The organism is Arthrobacter sp. TE12231 (assembly GCF_054062895.1).
This window is the reverse complement of the sequence record NZ_JBSSFS010000001.1, coordinates 1,164,231-1,178,764: the sequence shown is the minus strand read 5'-3', so window position 1 is coordinate 1,178,764 and position 14,534 is coordinate 1,164,231. Positions and strand designations below refer to the sequence as shown.

13 protein-coding genes and 1 riboswitch are annotated in these 14,534 nt (G+C 67.4%); of the genes, 11 read left to right on the top strand and 2 right to left on the bottom strand.

Annotation, left to right across the window (positions count from 1 at the left end):
• Positions 1 to 226: 226 nt before the first annotated feature.
• The 5 genes from ACVWYS_RS05355 (at position 227) to ACVWYS_RS05335 (ending at position 6,496) form a co-directional block, all read left to right on the top strand.
• Complete coding sequence (locus tag ACVWYS_RS05355) at positions 227 to 4,027, top strand: multifunctional oxoglutarate decarboxylase/oxoglutarate dehydrogenase thiamine pyrophosphate-binding subunit/dihydrolipoyllysine-residue succinyltransferase subunit (protein WP_456509426.1); 3,801 nt, start codon at positions 227 to 229, stop codon at positions 4,025 to 4,027.
• A gap of 111 nt (positions 4,028 to 4,138) precedes the next feature.
• Positions 4,139 to 4,738, top strand: a complete 600-nt coding sequence (locus ACVWYS_RS05350) for a GDSL-type esterase/lipase family protein (protein ID WP_091249367.1) — start codon at positions 4,139 to 4,141, stop codon at positions 4,736 to 4,738.
• Positions 4,739 to 4,864: 126 nt separating this feature from the next.
• Positions 4,865 to 5,692, top strand: coding sequence for a DUF4097 family beta strand repeat-containing protein (locus tag ACVWYS_RS05345; RefSeq protein WP_456508606.1), 828 nt, complete (start codon positions 4,865 to 4,867; stop codon positions 5,690 to 5,692).
• Positions 5,692 to 6,327 carry a PadR family transcriptional regulator gene (locus tag ACVWYS_RS05340; protein ID WP_456508605.1) on the top strand — a complete coding sequence of 212 codons (636 nt, stop codon included), beginning with the start codon at positions 5,692 to 5,694 and terminating at the stop codon, positions 6,325 to 6,327. The genes ACVWYS_RS05345 and ACVWYS_RS05340 overlap by 1 nt, the downstream gene beginning before the upstream one ends.
• A 94-nt stretch (positions 6,328 to 6,421) precedes the next feature.
• Positions 6,422 to 6,496: a 50S ribosomal protein bL37 gene (locus tag ACVWYS_RS05335; RefSeq protein WP_369299106.1), complete on the top strand. Its 75-nt coding sequence runs from the start codon at positions 6,422 to 6,424 to the stop codon at positions 6,494 to 6,496.
• Positions 6,497 to 6,586: 90 nt separating this feature from the next.
• Here the strand turns inward: ACVWYS_RS05335 and rsrA are convergent, their stop codons facing one another.
• Both rsrA and ACVWYS_RS05325 read right to left on the bottom strand, forming a co-directional pair.
• On the bottom strand, positions 6,587 to 6,847 hold the full coding sequence (gene rsrA, locus ACVWYS_RS05330) for a mycothiol system anti-sigma-R factor (protein ID WP_116766878.1): 261 nt from the start codon (positions 6,845 to 6,847) through the stop codon (positions 6,587 to 6,589).
• Entirely contained in the window at positions 6,844 to 7,596 is a 753-nt protein-coding gene (locus tag ACVWYS_RS05325; protein WP_116766922.1) for a sigma-70 family RNA polymerase sigma factor, read from the bottom strand. Before ACVWYS_RS05325 ends, rsrA begins: the two co-directional genes overlap by 4 nt.
• A 249-nt stretch (positions 7,597 to 7,845) precedes the next feature.
• Between ACVWYS_RS05325 and ACVWYS_RS05320 the strand changes: the two genes are divergently transcribed.
• From ACVWYS_RS05320 to ACVWYS_RS05295, 6 genes are all read left to right on the top strand, one after another.
• Complete coding sequence (locus ACVWYS_RS05320) at positions 7,846 to 8,394, top strand: DoxX family protein (RefSeq protein ID WP_091249357.1); 549 nt, start codon at positions 7,846 to 7,848, stop codon at positions 8,392 to 8,394.
• A gap of 7 nt (positions 8,395 to 8,401) precedes the next feature.
• The gene (gene aroA, locus ACVWYS_RS05315; RefSeq protein WP_456509425.1) at positions 8,402 to 9,820 is read left to right on the top strand and encodes a 3-phosphoshikimate 1-carboxyvinyltransferase; all 1,419 of its coding nucleotides are present in this window, start codon (positions 8,402 to 8,404) and stop codon (positions 9,818 to 9,820) included.
• Positions 9,804 to 10,919, top strand: coding sequence for a ribosome small subunit-dependent GTPase A (gene rsgA, locus ACVWYS_RS05310; RefSeq protein ID WP_116766875.1), 1,116 nt, complete (start codon positions 9,804 to 9,806; stop codon positions 10,917 to 10,919). The genes aroA and rsgA overlap by 17 nt, the downstream gene beginning before the upstream one ends.
• Before the next feature lie 76 nt (positions 10,920 to 10,995).
• Positions 10,996 to 11,808 carry a histidinol-phosphatase gene (gene hisN / locus ACVWYS_RS05305; RefSeq protein WP_456509424.1) on the top strand — a complete coding sequence of 271 codons (813 nt, stop codon included), beginning with the start codon at positions 10,996 to 10,998 and terminating at the stop codon, positions 11,806 to 11,808.
• Positions 11,809 to 11,980: 172 nt separating this feature from the next.
• Positions 11,981 to 12,094, top strand: a riboswitch (SAM riboswitch).
• Between the two features lie 34 nt (positions 12,095 to 12,128).
• A complete protein-coding gene (locus tag ACVWYS_RS05300; protein ID WP_456509423.1) occupies positions 12,129 to 13,556 on the top strand; it encodes an aminotransferase class V-fold PLP-dependent enzyme in 1,428 nt (475 codons plus the stop codon).
• Positions 13,557 to 13,702: 146 nt separating this feature from the next.
• Positions 13,703 to 14,476 (top strand): class I SAM-dependent methyltransferase, encoded by a 774-nt coding sequence (locus tag ACVWYS_RS05295; protein ID WP_456509422.1) that lies wholly within the window; start codon positions 13,703 to 13,705, stop codon positions 14,474 to 14,476.
• Positions 14,477 to 14,534: the final 58 nt, after the last annotated feature.

Genomic DNA, 14,534 nt, shown 5'->3' with positions numbered 1-14,534 from the left:
TGCGGCAGCCGCTGCATCCTCGCCGGTTCCGCACGACATCTTCACGCCAATTCAGCGGCCGCCGGGGCAGATCATGATTTGAGTCACGCTTATTGGCGGTTTGGCAAGAATCGTCACTAGACTGGCATGGGTCTGGGTTCACTGGACGCAGAGACTGGCTCGATCGTTGTGCCGAAGCACCGTGGAAGCCAGAGGGAATCAAACTCATGGAAGAGGCGTATTTCAAGTGCCAGAGCAGCCTAGCCACCGTCTACCAGAGGAATTTGGCGGAAACGAGTGGCTCGTTGACGAACTGTACGAGCGTTACCAGCAGGACAAGAACACGGTCGACGCCAAGTGGTGGCCCCTGTTCGAATCCTTTGCAGCTAGTGACGCCTCTTCCGCCAACGGAACGTCCGGCACAGCAGTCGCTGTGCATCCTGCCACCCGTGAACTTCCCGTTGTAGCGCCTGCCGCCGCAGCGCCGGCAGCAGCTGCGCCCTCCGCACCTGCGCCCGCCGCGCCCGCAGCCCCCGCTCCGGCCCCCGCAGCCAAGAAAGCCCCGGCCACCGTCGCCCGGGACGGCTCCAAGACCTCCGACGCCGGCCCCGGCACCGCACCGATCCCGGCACAGCTGCCCAAGAACGTCAAAGCTCCGACGGCGCCGGAAGAGGACGTCGTCTCCGTCCTGCGCGGCCCGGCCAAGGCCATCGCGTCGAACATGGTCACCAGCCTGGAAGTGCCGACCGCCACGAGCGTCCGCGCCATCCCGGCCAAGCTGCTGATCGACAACCGCGTGGTCATCAACTCCAACCTGGCCCGCGCCCGAGGCGGCAAGGTCTCCTTCACACACCTGATCGGCTACGCCGTCATCCGCGCCCTGTCCCAGTTCCCCTCGATGAACGTCTACTACGACGAGATCGACGGCAAGCCGGTGGCTGTCCAGCCGGCGCACGTGAACTTCGGCATCGCGATCGACATGCCGAAGCCTGACGGCACCCGCCTGCTCATGGTGCCGAACATCAAGAAAGCGGAGACCCTCAACTTCTCCGAGTTCTGGCACACCTACGAGGACCTGATCAAGCGCGCCCGCAACGGCAAGCTGACCGCGGACGACCACTCCGGCACCACCGTGTCCCTGACCAACCCCGGCGGCATCGGCACCGTGCACTCGGTGCCCCGCCTCTCCAAGGGCCAGGCCGCCATCATCGGCGTCGGCGCACTGGACTACCCGGCCGAGTTCCAGGGCGCCAGCGAGAAGATCATCGCGCAGAACGCCATCAGCAAGGTCCTCACCCTGACCTCCACCTATGACCACCGCGTCATCCAGGGTGCCGGCAGCGGCGAGTTCCTCAAGCTTGTGCACCAGCTCCTGCTGGGTGCGCAGAACTTCTACGACGAAATCTTCGAGTCCCTGCGCATCCCGTACGAGCCCGTGCGCTGGAGCCCGGACCTGCAGGTAGACCCTGCCGACGAGATCAACAAGGTCGCCCGGATCCAGCAGCTGATCCACGCCTACCGCGTGCGCGGCCACCTCATGGCGGACACCGATCCGCTTGAGTACGTCCAGCGCAAGCACCCGGACCTCGACGTCCTGACCTACGGCCTGACCCTGTGGGACCTGGACCGCGAATGGCCCACCGGCGGCTTCGGCGGCAAGCCGATGCTGAAGTTCCGGGACATCCTCGGCGTCCTCCGCGACGCTTACTGCCGCACCGCCGGCATCGAGTACATGCACATCCAGGACCCGGCCGAGCGCAAATGGTTCCAGGACCAGATCGAGCACCCGTACTCGAAGCCGAGCCGCGACGAGCAGCTGCGCATCGTCTCCAAGCTCAACGCCGCCGAGGCCTTTGAGACGTTCCTGCAGACGAAGTTCGTCGGCCAGAAGCGCTTCTCGCTGGAAGGCGGTGAGTCCCTGATTCCGCTGCTGGACGCCATCATCTCTGACGCCGCCGACGACGAACTCGACGAAGTGGCGATCGGCATGGCCCACCGCGGCCGGCTCAACGTGCTCACCAACATCGCCGGCAAGACCTACGCCCAGGTCTTCCGTGAATTCGAAGGCACGCAGGACCCCCGCTCGGTCCAGGGCTCCGGGGACGTGAAGTACCACCTCGGCACCGAGGGCACCTTCACCTCGGACAACGGCAAGGAGACCAAGGTCTACCTCGCCGCGAACCCCTCGCACCTCGAGGCCGTCGACTCGGTCCTTGAAGGCATCGTCCGCGCCAAGCAGGACCGCCTGGACCAGGGCGAGGCATTCCCCGTGCTCCCGATCATGGTCCACGGTGACGCCGCTTTCGCCGGCCAGGGCGTAGTGGCCGAAACCCTGAACCTCTCCCAGCTGCGCGGCTACCGCACCGGCGGAACCATCCACATCGTGGTCAACAACCAGGTCGGCTTCACCACCGCCCCGTCGTCCTCGCGGTCTTCCACCTACTCCACGGACGTCGCCAAGATGATCCAGGCGCCGGTGTTCCACGTGAACGGCGATGACCCCGAAGCCGTTGTCCGCATCGGCCAGCTCGCCTACGAGTTCCGCCAGCGGTTCCACAAGGACGTTGTCATCGACATGGTGTGCTACCGCCGCCGCGGCCACAACGAGGGCGACGACCCCTCGATGACCCAGCCGCTGATGTACAACCTGATCGAAGCCAAGCGTTCGGTCCGCAAGCTGTACACCGAATCGCTGATCGGCCGCGGTGACATCACCGAGGAAGAAGCCGAGCAGCTGCTGCGCGACTACCAGGAACGCCTGGAACGCGTCTTCGCAGAGACCCACGCCGCCCAGACGTCCCCGATCCCGATCATCACGGCCGATTCCGCCGCGGTGTCCGATCTCGAACGCCCCATGGCCCAGCAGTCCGATTCCGGCGTGAGCACCCCGACGTCCACCGCGATCTCCGCGCATACCCTGGCCCGCATCGGCAAGGCCCACACCGAGATCCCGGAGGGCTTCACCGTCCACGCCAAGCTCAAGCAGTTGCTGGAGAAGCGCGAGGCCATGTCCCGTGAAGGCGGCATCGACTGGGGCTTCGGCGAGCTCGCCGCGTTCGGCTCGCTCATCATGGAAGGCGTCCCGGTCCGGCTCGCCGGCCAGGACTCGCGCCGCGGCACCTTCGTGCAGCGTCACGCCGTCTTCCACGATCGCGCCAACGGCGACGAGTGGCTGCCCCTGGCCCACCTGTCCGAGGACCAGGCCAAGCTGTGGATCTACGACTCCCTGCTCTCCGAATACGCGGCTATGGGCTTCGAGTACGGCTACTCCGTGGAGCGCCCGGATGCCCTGGTGCTCTGGGAGGCCCAGTTCGGTGACTTCGTCAACGGTGCGCAGACCATCATCGATGAGTTCATCTCCTCCGCCGAGCAGAAGTGGGGCCAGCGGTCCTCGCTGGTTCTGATGCTGCCGCACGGCTACGAGGGCCAGGGCCCGGACCACTCCTCGGCCCGGATCGAGCGTTTCCTGCAGATGTGCGCGGAAGAGAACATGATCGTGGCTAACCCCACGACGTCGGCCTCGCACTTCCACCTGCTGCGCCGCCAGGCGTACAGCAGGCCCCGCAAGCCGCTGATCATCTTCACGCCGAAGCAGCTGCTGCGTCTCAAGGCGGCGGCGTCCTCCGTGGAGGACTTCACCACCGGCTCGTTCCGTCCGGTCATCCCGGAGCACGAGCAACTGCAGGCGGACGCCGTCGAACGCGTCCTGCTGGTCTCCGGACGCCTGTACTACGATCTGCTGTCCACCCGGCAGAAGACCGAGAACAAGACCACGGCAATCGTGCGCGTCGAGCAGCTTTACCCGCTGCCGGCCGCCGAGATCGCCGCGGAGCTGGCCAAGTACCCCAACGCCGAAGTGGTCTGGGCCCAGGACGAACCCGCGAACCAGGGTCCGTGGCCGTTCATCGGCCTGAACCTGCCGGACGCCCTGGACCGCCGGGTCCGCCTCATTTCGCGCCCCGCCTCGGCTTCCACCGCCGCAGGGTCGATGAAGCGCCACGCGGCCGAGCAGGACACCCTGCTCAAGCAGGCATTCGCGCGTAAATAGCGTCATTGCTGCCCGGCCGGAGACTGAAACACAACACTCCGGCCGGGCAGCTCTGTTTAATGGACTGTTAGTGGTCAGCTTGATGGACAGCGTTGAAGTGAAGAGGTAGTCGTGGAAGATCGGAAGCTGCGGATCGCAGCCGTTGGGGACGAGCTGTTGGCCGGGCTCGGTGATCCGCGGGCTCTGGGCTGGTTGGGCCGGGTGCTGGCCCGGACCCCGCAGGACAGCGTCGCCCTGGAGTGCTACCCCCTGCCATGCCCGGAAGAGGGCACCGAAGGAATTGCCGCGCGCTGGCTCGAGGAGGCGGGCCGCCGCTTCGGCAACCACCACGAAAACCGCCTGGTGATCGGCCTATCCGGGCGCGACATCGAATTCGGCTTGTCCACGGCCCGCAGCCGGCTGAACCTCGCCAACATCCTGGACTCCGCCTCGCAGAACAAGATCGAGGTCTTCGTCGTGGGGCCGCCGCCCACCCTCGACCCCGCGCAGAACCGCCGGCTCGGTGAACTCAACACGGCGTTCGCCGACGTCACCACGCGCCGCAAGCACCTCTACGTGGATACCTTCTCGCCGCTCCTGAACCACGAACAATGGCGCCAGGACCTCGCAGCCAACGGCGGCACGCCCGGCCAGGCCGGCTACGGACTCATGGCGTGGCTGGTGCTGCACCGCGGCTGGTTCCAATGGCTCGGCATCGAGGCGCCGGAGTAGCCCGGCCGGCTCTCCCGGGAATTTCGCGATATATCTTGACCCGCCGGAAAGCGCGATATATCGTGACTTCATAGTCGCGATATATCGTTAGTTGTCCAGCCGCTTTTCGCATTTTCCGGAGGAACCATGTCAGAGAACACGTGGACCGTGACAGGCCCGCAGACCATCGACGTCGACGGCGTCCGCTCGCTAAAGCTCGGCATCGTCCGCGGCCGCTTCGACATCGTCACCCATGACGAAGACGTGGCCAGGATCGAAGTCTCCGAAATCACCGGCGACCCGCTCACCATCTCCGTCATCGACGGCCGCCTGGAAGTCCGCCACCAGCTCCACGGCCCGCAGGGCTGGTTCAAAAACCTCATGGGGACCGTCAACAACCACAGCAGCAACTCGGTCGTCATCAGCATCGCCCTGCCCGCCGGCGTCGAGGTGGAGGCCGGAACGGTCAGCGGCGACGGCATGGTCTCCGGGACCAGCGGGCACGCCCGGCTCAACACGGTCTCGGGGTCCGTGCTGGCCGACGGCACCTCCGGGGACCTCTCCGTCAACACGGTCAGCGGCGAAGTGATCGCCCGCAACCACCGCGGCGTCCTGACCGCCAAGAGCGTCTCCGGCGAGGTAACGGCCTCGGGCCATTTCAGCCACATCCGCGCGAACACCGTCAGCGGCGACCTGAGCTTCGACCTCCACGGTTTCACCCAGGATTTCGGCGCCAATTCGGTCTCCGGTGACGTCACCATCCGGCTGCCGCACGACGTCGGCGTGGACATCATCGCCAAATCCGCCAGCGGAGCAGTGGTCATTAACGACCTGAGGTATTCCCAGCCCAACGGCACGGTGCAGACCATTGCGGGCCCGGACGCCAAGCTGATGCTGGTCCGCACCAACTCGGTCTCGGGAAAGACATCGATTTTCCACGGCCACCCCACCGCGGACACCGAACCGGTGCTCTGATGCCTCCCGTCTTCGCCCACGGAGCACTCCGGCTGTACCTGCTCGCCCTGCTCGAATCAGGACCCAAGCACGGCTACGAGCTCATCAAGGCCCTCAGCGAGCGGTTCGGCGGCACCTACTCCCCCAGCGCCGGAACCATCTACCCGCGCCTGGGCAAGCTCGAGGAGGAAGGGCTTGTGGCCACCCACACGGAAGGCCGCCGCACTAACTACAGCATCACCCCGGCGGGGCTCAGGGAGCTGAACAGCCGCCGGGACGAGCTCGCCGGCGTCGAAAACGACATCTCGGCCTCGGTCCGCCGGCTCGCCGACAACCTGCGCCAGGACATCCGCGTCAACATGCGCGGCCTCCGGGCCGATCTCGCGGCAACGGCGGAGGCGGCGCGCACCTCGGCCCGTGCCGCAGGGACGGCGGCCGGGACGGGCTCTGCCGGCGTCGCGGGCACGCGGTACTCGCCGGAGGGGGAACGGCGGCTGAAGGAGGCCGAACTGCTCGTCCAGGCCTTCCGCGACGACATGCGGGTGGAACTGCGGCGCCACGCCGGGAGCCACCCCGTCACCGCCGTCACGCTCGAAACCGTCAGGACAGTGCTGGATCAGGCCCGGATCTCGATCCGCAACTCACTCGAGGCATGAGCCCGGTCGCTGAGGTCGCCGGTTCGCGGCGGGTGCCGTGATGTGGGAGACTTGAGGGCAGCTCTTTTGAGTACCAAGATTAAGGAGGCCAGCTATGAGCAAGCGTGCACGTAAACGTCGTGACCGTAAGCGTGGCGGCGCGAACCACGGTAAGCGCCCCAACACCTAAGCCACGGCTAGGATTGAATGCTTTAAGTGAAAGACCCCGGAAACCTCACGGTTCCGGGGTCTTTCGCTTTGGGGTCTTTCGCTGTGCGGCTTAGGCTTCCACGGTCCGGATGGAGTGGATCCGGTCCAGGATGGAGTTCTTGAGGTTCTCCGGAGCCGCTTCGGTGCACGAACGCTTGACCATCACGCGGATGACACATTCGAGGTCGTACTGCTCCAGGCACTCCGGGCAACTGTCCAGGTGGTCCTTGATCTCTGCGATGTCTTTATGCGTGAGCGCACCATCCAGATATTCATAGATACGTTGCATCCGGGCGTCGTCGCAATCGCCCAGTCCCTGGCAGTCGCTCATTTCCTGTTCTCCTGTTTGTTGCTGTCGGCCGCGCTGGTTGACTCGGTGGCGGCCCTGAATCCCCGCTCGGCGGCATAGTCCGCAAGCATGTCCCGCAGCATCTTCCGGCCGCGGTGCAGCCGGGACATGACGGTCCCGATGGGGGTGTTCATGATGTCTGAAATTTCCTTGTACGCGAAGCCCTCGACGTCGGCGAAGTACACGGCCAGCCGGAATTCCTCGGGAATCGACTGGAGGGCGCGCTTCACATCGGAATCGGGCAGGTGGTCAAGCGCCTCGGCTTCAGCCGAACGCAGTCCCGAGGACGTATGCGACTCTGCGCGGGCCAGCTGCCAGTCCTCGATCGTGTCCGAATTCGACTGCAGGGGCTCGCGCTGACGCTTCCGGTACAGGTTGATGTAGGTGTTGGTGAGGATGCGGTACAGCCAGGCTTTCAGGTTGGTGCCGGGCTTGTACTGGTGGAAGGCCGAGAACGCCTTCGTGTACGCCTCCTGGACCAGGTCCTCGGCGTCCGAGGGATTCCGGGCCATCCTCATGGCCGCGGAATACAACTGGTCCACGTACTGCATCGCGTCGCGTTCAAAGCGCGCCCGGCGCTCTTCCGCGGACTCGGTGGAGACGTCCAGCGGCTTGCCGTCCACCTCGGTTTCCAGGGCGGCGGCCGCACTGGCATCAGGTGTGGGGGTGGGCGTGGCGTCGTTTCCGGCAACCTCGTGCATGGCCGTAACGGCCGGGTCCATGGTGCTCATTGCGTCCAAGTCTACTGTCACCTTCCGCCGGGCACCCGGAACTCCCGGAAGCGCGACGGTCCACGGCTGCCCGGAACCGGCTTCCAGTTCCGTTCTGTCCAACACTTGCGTCAAATCTCCGCCTTCCTTAGCCGTGCTTAAACCTGCCTTTCACAACCACGTCCGGCAGGCAAATATTCCGCAAAAGTGCAAGACTAGAACCGGTTCTCCCGCAGTAAATCCGCAGTTCGTCCATCCAGGAGGAAATTCATGTCGATTGTCCGCTTTCTCGCCCGGCCCATGCTCGCCTCCAGTTTCGTCCTCGCCGGCGTGCACAAGCTCAAGAATGCGGATGACACTGCGGCACAGCTGTCTCCCCTGCTGCGGCGCACCGCCGACGCACTGCCGTTCCAGGTCAATGAGAAGGTCCTGGCGCGCGCGATTGGCGGAACCCAGGTCGGCGCCGGCGTCTGCTTCGCCCTTGGCAAGTCCGCCCGGCTGGCGGCCACCGTCTTGGCCGTCATTTCGGCCCTCAACAGCTACGTGGAATGGCGCAGCGCGGACATCTCCTCAAAGGAAGCCCGCGACGCCCGCCGCAAGCAGCTCCTGAAAAACGTTTCCCTGACCGGCGGCGCGCTGCTCGCTGCCGTCGACACCGCCGGCAAGCCCAGCCTGGCGTGGCGCGCCGGCACCTTCGCCGCGGACGCGAAGAAGAACGCGAGCCACTTCGCGGCCGATGCCAAGAAGACCACCAACAAGCGGCTGAAGAAGGCCGACAAAGTGGTCCGCAAGGCCGTCGACCACAAGGCCGGGGCCTAAGACGGTAATGACTGGCACCACCCCCTCCGCAGCTACCCCGTCCCGCTCAGCCGGCCGCCATGCTGCCGATGCCGCTCCGCCCTGGCCCGCGCCGTTCGCGGCACGGCCGGTCGACGCCACCGTCACCGTTCCGGGTTCCAAGTCCCTGACCAACCGGTACCTCGTGCTCGCGGCCCTCGCGGACGGGCCGTCCCGCCTGCGGGCGCCCCTGCACTCCCGGGATTCAGCGCTGATGATTGCGGCCCTGCGGCAACTGGGGGCCACCGTGACGGAAGTTCCCGGCGACGGCGCGTTCGGCCCCGACCTGGAAATCATCCCGATCAGCCTGGACGCCGCCGCGGCGGAAACGGCGATCGACTGCGGCCTGGCCGGCACGGTCATGCGCTTTGTGCCGCCGGTGGCCGCGCTGCGCCGCGGAGAGTCACATTTCGACGGAGACCCGCACGCCCGCAAACGGCCGATGGGCACCATCATCGAGGCACTGGCAGGCCTGGGCGTGGCGGTCAGCGCGCCCGACGGCGGTCCGGCGTCGTCGCTGCCCTTCACCGTGCACGGCACGGGTGAAGTGCGCGGCGGCCACCTCGTCATCGACGCCAGTGCATCGTCCCAGTTCGTCTCCGCCCTGCTGCTGGCTGGCGCCCGCTTCACCGAGGGGCTCCACCTGGAACACCAAAGCAGGGAAGATGCAGGCAGGCCCGTGCCGAGCCTGGACCACATCAACATGACGGTGGCCGTGCTGCGCGGAGTGGGCGTCACGGTCGATGACTCGGTACCGAACCACTGGGTGGTCTCCCCCGGCCCGATCCGCGCGTTCGACCAGCGGATCGAGCAGGACCTCTCCAACGCCGGCCCGTTCCTCGCGGCGGCCCTCGCCACCGGCGGCACCGTGCGGATCCCCAACTGGCCCGCCGGGACCACGCAGGTCGGTGACCTCTGGCGCGGCATCCTGGCCGCCCTGGGGGCGACCGTGACGCTCGACGCCGGCACCCTGACCGTCACCGGCGGACGCGAAATCAAAGGCGGCGACTTCGACGAAACCAGCGAACTCGCCCCCACCGTCGCCGCGCTCTGCGCCCTCGCCACCGGCCCCTCCCGGCTGAGCGGCATCGCGCACCTCCGCGGTCACGAAACAGACCGGCTCGCCGCCCTCGTCGCCGAGATCAGCCGCCTCGGGGGCGACGCCGAGGAAACGACGGATGGACTCATCATCCGGCCCGCCAAGCTGCACGGCGGCGTCGTGCACAGCTACGCAGACCATCGCATGGCCACGGCCGGCGCCATCCTCGGCCTGGCCGTGCCGGGCGTCGAGGTCGAGGACATCGCCACCACGGCCAAGACGATGCCCGACTTCCCACGGCTCTGGGAAGCCATGCTGGCGCAGGGACCCACCGCGGACGAGGACGGCGCCGGTGGCACGCAGCACTGATTCCTGGGACGAGTCCGATGTCCGGATCCGTCCGAACAAGAAGGGCTCCCGGCCCCGCACCAAGGACCGGCCCAGCTACGACGACGCCGTCACGGGCCGCATCATCACCGTTGACCGCGGCCGCTACACCGCCGTCGTCGGCGAAGGCACCCCCGGGGAACGCAAGATCATCGCCGCACGGGCCCGGGAACTGCGCCGCAATCCCGTGGTGGCCGGCGACTTCGTCTCCCTCGTCGGGGACGTTACCGGTGAACCTGACACCCTCGCCCGGCTGGTGAAGATCCTGGACCGCAAGACGCTGCTGCGCCGCAGTGCCGATGACACGGACCCGATCGAACGGGCCGTTGTGGCCAACGCCGACCAGCTCGTGGTGGTGGTGGCGGCGGCCAATCCCGAGCCCCGGACCGGTTTCATCGACCGCGCGCTCGTGGCCGCGTACGACGCCGGCATTGAGCCGCTGCTGCTCGTCACCAAGGCCGACGTCAAGGATCCCGCCGAGCTGTTGTCCAATTACACGCACCTCGACTTCCCCGTCATCATCTCCAAGACGGCGGACTCCGCCGCATCAGGCATCGACGCCCGCTCCGACGACGGCCTTTCGGCCCGGCTCGACAAGGACGCCGTCTCCCAGCTCCGCGGCTACCTCGACGGCAAGGTCACCGTCATGCTGGGCCATTCCGGCGTCGGCAAATCCACCATGGTCAACGCACTGACCGGGGCCGAACGTGCCACCGGAGGCGTCAACGCGGTGACCGGCCGCGGCCGCCATACGTCTTCCTCCGCGCTGGCGCTAAAAGTCAACGATGCCCCGGCCGGCAGCTGGATCATCGACACCCCCGGCATCCGGTCCTTCGGGCTGGCCCACGTGGATCCGGACCGGATCCTGAGGTCCTTCCCGGACCTGGAACCGGGCACGGACGATTGCGAACGCGGCTGCAAGCACGACTCCACCGCCGTCAACTGCGGCGTCGATGCATGGGTTGCGGCCGGGCATGCGGGTCCCTCCGGGCCGGCAAGGCTGGCCTCCCTGCGCCGGCTGCTGGGCACAGACCCGCGGATGGAAGCGCAGGACACCAAGGAACTCGGCACTGTGTCCTAATCCGGCCCCTCACCGGCCCGCGGCGCAGCACCGCGGCCTCCCGGCGGCCCGCCCGCTTAGACGGTAGTTTGGAACCATGAGCCAAACCGATTCGAGCTACAACGATGACCTGCGCCTTGCCCATGTCCTGGCAGATTCCGTCGATTCCCAGACCATGAGCCGCTTCAAGGCGCTCGACCTTCGGATCGAGACGAAGCCCGACCTCACCCCGGTCACCGACGCCGACAAATCCGCCGAAGAGGCCATCCGCGGCCAGCTCTCCCGCTCCCGGCCGCGCGACGCGGTCCTGGGCGAGGAATTCGGCAGCTCGGGCCACGGCTCCCGGCGCTGGATCATTGACCCGATCGACGGCACCAAGAATTTCGTCCGCGGCGTCCCGGTCTGGGCCACCCTGATCGCCCTCGTTGACGAGGGCGAACCGGTGGTCGGCGTCGTCAGTGCGCCGGCCCTGGGCAAGCGCTGGTGGGCGGCCAAGGGCGCGGGCGCCTACACCGGCCGCTCCCTGGCCTCCGCCACCCGGCTGAAGGTGTCCAACGTTTCCAAGCTCGAGGACGCGTCGCTGTCCTACTCCAGCCTCGGCGGCTGGAAGGAACGCGGAAACCTGGACGAGTTCCTGGGCCTCACCGAGGAAGTGTGGCGCACCCGCGCCTATGGTGATTTCTGGTCCTACTGCCTCGTGGCCGAGGGTGCGGTGGATATCGCCTGCGAACCCGAACTGAACCTCTACGACATGGCCGCCCTCGTGCCGATCGTCACCGAAGCCGGCGGCCGCTTCACCTCGCTCGAGGGCGAGGACGGCCCCTTCGGTGGCAACGCCCTGGCCACCAACTCGATCCTCCACTCGGAAGTGCTCAAGCGGCTCAACCCCGGACTCGACGACTTCCTCTAGGATCGTCCGACCTTTCTCAACAATCGAACAAACGACGGCGGCGGCCCCCATTCCGGGGCCGCCGCCGTCGTTTCTTCGGCCGACGTGCGCATTGCGGCGCGCACGTAACAAAACGCTTCACATTCGGAGGCCGCCTTTTCCCCGGCTGCACCGATGTCCTACGCTCGATGCAGGTCACGAGTGCCAGCGCTAAACCCCGGTTTGCTGGCCGGCAACCCTCCAGTCGCGGTGGGGTGCCCCGGGTGACGACCTGGCCGGTCCGGAACGGACCCGGCAAGCGCGGATTCCCACGATGTGGGGTCCTGTTCGAGTGAGGTCCCATGACAACTGCCATTTTCCCCGCCGCCCCCGAAGTCGACGCACGGTTTGCCGCCGCCGCACGCCCGCTCGCCGCCGTCACGGGCGCCGAGATCCAGTCCCCGCTGATCAAGGGCGGCCACGCCCGCTACGCCAACCTCGATTACGGCGCCTCCGCCCCGGCCCTGTCCGTTGTCTCGGCCTACCTGAACGAAATCCTGCCGTACTACGCCAGCGTCCACCGCGGTGCCGGCTACGCCTCCCAGATCAGCACCTCGGTCTACGAGAACGCCCGGGACATCGTGCGGGACTTCGTGGGCGGCCGGCCGGACGATTCCGTCATCTTCACCCGCAACACCACCGATTCCCTGAACCTGCTGGCCGGGTGCCTGCCGTTGCAGGACGGCCGGCCCGCCGGCGAGGTCATCTACCTCGACATCGAACACCACGCGAACCTCCTGCCCTGGCAGAACGTCCCGCACCGCAGCGTCGTGGCCGCGCCCACCCTCGCGGCCACCATCGACCGCTTGCGGGACGAGCTCGCACGCGGCGGTGTGAGCCTGTTGGCCGTTACGGGCGCCTCCAATGTCACCGGCGAGATCCTGCCGATCCGCGCCCTCGCCGCGCTGGCGCACGAGTACGGCGCCAGGATCGTCGTCGACGCAGCGCAGCTGGCGCCGCACCGGCGGATCGATATCGCCGCCGACGACGTCGACTACCTCGCCTTCTCGGGTCACAAGCTCTACGCCCCGTTCGGAACGGGCGTGCTGGTGGGGCGCACGGACTGGCTCGACGCCGGCACCCCGCACCTGGCTGGCGGCGGCGCCGTCCGCGACGCCCGGCTCGACTCCGTCAGCTGGACCACCGGACCGGCCCGGCACGAGGGCGGCTCGCCGAACGTCCTGGGCGCGGCCGCGCTGGCCCGCGCCACCCAAGTGATCGCAGAGCTGGACCCGGCACAGTGGTACGCCCACGAGGACGCCATCCGGTCCTTCCTGGTCGAAGGCCTCCGGCGCATCGAGGGCGTGACCGTACACCAGATCTTCGCCGACTCGTCTGCCGACTCGTCGCTTGCCGACGGTCAGCCGGGCGCAGGCACCATCGGCGTCGTGAACTTCTCCGTGGAGGGCTACGACGCCGGGCTGGTGGCCGCCTACCTGTCGGCCGAACACGGGATCGGCCTGCGCGACGGCCGCTTCTGCGCCCACCCGCTGCTCAAGCGGCTCGGCCTGCCCGCCGGCTCCCTGCGGGCCAGCTTTGGCCTGGGATCCCGGCTGGAGGACGCCGAGCGCCTGCTGGCCGGCCTGCGGCAACTGCGGCAAACAGGGCTCGGCTGGGATTACGTGGTGGATGCCGGCCGCTGGGTGCCGGCCAATGACACCCGCAGCTACCCGCACTGGGCGCCGAACACGCCGGGCACTGCCGGCGCCGCGCCGTGCACCCTGGACTAGGCACTGCTTGGACCGGGCACTGCTGACCGGGCACTACTGACTAGGCGCTGGGGATCAGGCACTGCGCCGGTGCGGTAAATTCGAAAGGTACCTGAACCGGCAGGACCTTCCCCGAAGGAGATAGCACGTTGCACAGCGTGCCCAAAATGCACGGCAGGCCCAAATTGCACGCCGGGCCCAAGCTGCACAGTCAACGGCGCCAGGAACTCGGACAGAGCTTCCAGGACGGCGGAGAGCACTACGACCGCGTCCGCCCGGGCTATCCGCAGGAATCGGCCGACTGGCTGATCCCGGCGGGGGCCAAGGACGCCGCGGACATTGGCGCCGGCACCGGCAAGTTCACCGCCCTCCTGGCCGCACGGGGACTGCACACGGTGGCGGTGGACCCCTCCGCCGACATGCTCGAGCAGCTGCGCCGGGCCCTGCCGGAGGTTACGGCCGTCGAGGGTACCGCGGAGCACACGGGCCTCGAGCCGGGAGCCTTTGATCTCGTCACTGTCGCCCAAGCCTGGCACTGGTGCGATCCCCGCCTGGCCAGCACCGAGATCGCCCGGATCCTCCGGCCACACGGAGTCCTGGGCCTGGTCTGGAACCAGCTGGACACCGCTGTGCCGTGGGTACACCGGCTCTCCCGCATCATGCACGCCGGGGATGTCCACAAACCGCACTTCCGGCCGCCCGTGGGCCCCGAGTTCACCGCGTTGGAGAGCCACCTGACCCGCTGGGAAGACGCTGTCACCGCGGAGGACATCAAGGAGCTGGCGAAGTCCCGCAGCTACTATCTCGCAGCGTCGGAGGCCACCCGGGCCAAGGTCATGGCAAACCTCGACTGGTACCTGAACGATCACCTGGGCCATGCCCCCGGCGAGATCCTCCGGCTGCCCTACCTGACGCAGACGTGGCGTGCCATCCGGGCCTGACCCCGGTCCGGATTGCAGGGGAAGGCCAATGGGGCTTATTGTTTCGGTATGCCTAATA

What these genes read in the sequence shown, in the direction of transcription:
- ACVWYS_RS05295 (WP_456509422.1), top strand. Translation starts at nt 13,703, where the DNA reads ATGCACGGCAGGCCCAAATTGCACGCCGGGCCCAAGCTGCACAGTCAA.
- ACVWYS_RS05325 (WP_116766922.1), bottom strand. Translation starts at nt 7,596, where the DNA reads ATGAGCACCATGGACCCGGCCGTTACGGCCATGCACGAGGTTGCCGGA.
- aroA (WP_456509425.1), top strand. Translation starts at nt 8,402, where the DNA reads ATGACTGGCACCACCCCCTCCGCAGCTACCCCGTCCCGCTCAGCCGGC.
- ACVWYS_RS05320 (WP_091249357.1), top strand. Translation starts at nt 7,846, where the DNA reads ATGTCGATTGTCCGCTTTCTCGCCCGGCCCATGCTCGCCTCCAGTTTC.
- ACVWYS_RS05340 (WP_456508605.1), top strand. Translation starts at nt 5,692, where the DNA reads ATGCCTCCCGTCTTCGCCCACGGAGCACTCCGGCTGTACCTGCTCGCC.
- rsrA (WP_116766878.1), bottom strand. Translation starts at nt 6,847, where the DNA reads ATGAGCGACTGCCAGGGACTGGGCGATTGCGACGACGCCCGGATGCAA.
- ACVWYS_RS05345 (WP_456508606.1), top strand. Translation starts at nt 4,865, where the DNA reads ATGTCAGAGAACACGTGGACCGTGACAGGCCCGCAGACCATCGACGTC.
- ACVWYS_RS05300 (WP_456509423.1), top strand. Translation starts at nt 12,129, where the DNA reads ATGACAACTGCCATTTTCCCCGCCGCCCCCGAAGTCGACGCACGGTTT.
- hisN (WP_456509424.1), top strand. Translation starts at nt 10,996, where the DNA reads ATGAGCCAAACCGATTCGAGCTACAACGATGACCTGCGCCTTGCCCAT.